The organism is Campylobacter sp. RM9331 (assembly GCF_020137685.1).
Taxonomy (GTDB): Bacteria; Campylobacterota; Campylobacteria; order Campylobacterales; family Campylobacteraceae; genus Campylobacter_E.
In genome coordinates this window covers 1-1,465 of record NZ_JACGBA010000048.1, presented here as the reverse complement: position 1 = coordinate 1,465, position 1,465 = coordinate 1, and the positions used below count along the sequence as shown (strand labels likewise).

Sequence of the window (1,465 nt, the reverse complement as noted above, 5' to 3'; positions counted from 1 at the left end):
GAAGATTGTTTAAGTAAAAAATTAATATTTTTATTTTATTTTTCAGCATTTTTGTTGACTTATTAGAATAAAAAATGTTAATATATTTCCGACAGTTCCCTAAGAGCCTCTTAACAATGCGCAACCCTTAGGGACATTTGAAAGCTGATTATGGATAAAAAAACATATAATAAACCCCACAGAACTTGGCAAGAACAATTAGAATTGTTAAGATCTAAAAATTTAACTATTTTAAATGAAGATTTTGCTTTAGAAAAATTAAGAAATTTAAATTATTACAGATTAAGTGCATATTTTTTACCTTTTTATGATGATAATAAGAATTTTATTAAAAATACTAATTTCACGGATATTATTTATTTGTATGATTTTGATATGGAGCTAAAAGCTCTAGTTTCTAATGCTTTGCAGACAATTGAGCTATATTTTAGAACACAAATTGCATACTACCATACATTATCCTTTGGTGCTACAGGATATTTATGTGAGTTAAATTTTACACAAAATCATAAAAACATTAAAACACACAAAAGCCTTATAGATACGATATTTAAGGAAGTAAAACGCTCTAACGAAAGCTTTATAAAGCATTTTTTAGATAATTATAATGAAATACCATTATGGGCAATTGTAGAAGTAATGTCGTTTGGCACTTTATCTAACTTTTACGCATTATTGCAGACAAACGAGCAAAAGAAAATTTCTGATATTTTTAATATAAATAAATCCATTTTGGTAAATTGGTTACATATAGCAACGCTTGTAAGAAATATTTGCGCACATCATTCAAGATTATGGAATAAAACTCTAGCCGTAGTCTTAAAAATTCCTAGCAAAAATGACTTTTTTCAAAATAAAGATTTAAATAATCAAAAAATTTTTGCATTTTTAAATGTAATAATTTATTTACTACAAACTATAAATCCTAAAAACACCTTTTATAATGACTTAAATACATTACTAAATAAATATCCAAATATAAATCTAAAATCAATGGGTTTAAACGACAATCAATATATTATAAAAATATAAGCAAGCTTTTAAAAATATTAATCAATTTTGTATAACATCTCATCACATCTTAGGGGCGAATGGGTCGCCCCCCGCTTTTGCGGGTCTTTCATCAAAACTTTTCACAAATATTTCACATTTTCACAAGTTTTTCACAAAATCCTAATTCTAATTTCAAATTCCGTGAAATTTCACACTCTAAAATCCTATTCATTTCGGTTAGCTCGTTTAAAAACGAGCTAACACAAGGCTTTTTACGATTTTTTCCTAACAGAAAAAATCACAAAAAGCCACCTATCCCCACATCACAATCACATTTTTAAAAATTTTTTCACATTACCCCTAAAGTTATTTTTTAGCACACCGATATAGTTGTAACTTGATAAGGAAATCAAGACAATTATTTTTTTAAGGAGAAAATTATGGGATTTAGAATTAACACAAACGTGGCGGC

1 protein-coding gene is annotated in these 1,465 nt (G+C 26.8%); it reads left to right on the top strand.

Annotation, left to right across the window (positions count from 1 at the left end; genetic code table 11):
- Window positions 1–150: 150 nt before the first annotated feature.
- Entirely contained in the window at window positions 151–1,032 is an 882-nt protein-coding gene (locus AVBRAN9331_RS09675) for an Abi family protein (RefSeq protein WP_214120661.1), read from the top strand.
- Window positions 1,033–1,465: the final 433 nt, after the last annotated feature.

Excerpts from the sequence above, each read along its gene's own strand:
- AVBRAN9331_RS09675 (WP_214120661.1), top strand. The coding sequence starts at position 151 with ATGGATAAAAAAACATATAATAAACCCCACAGAACTTGGCAAGAACAA.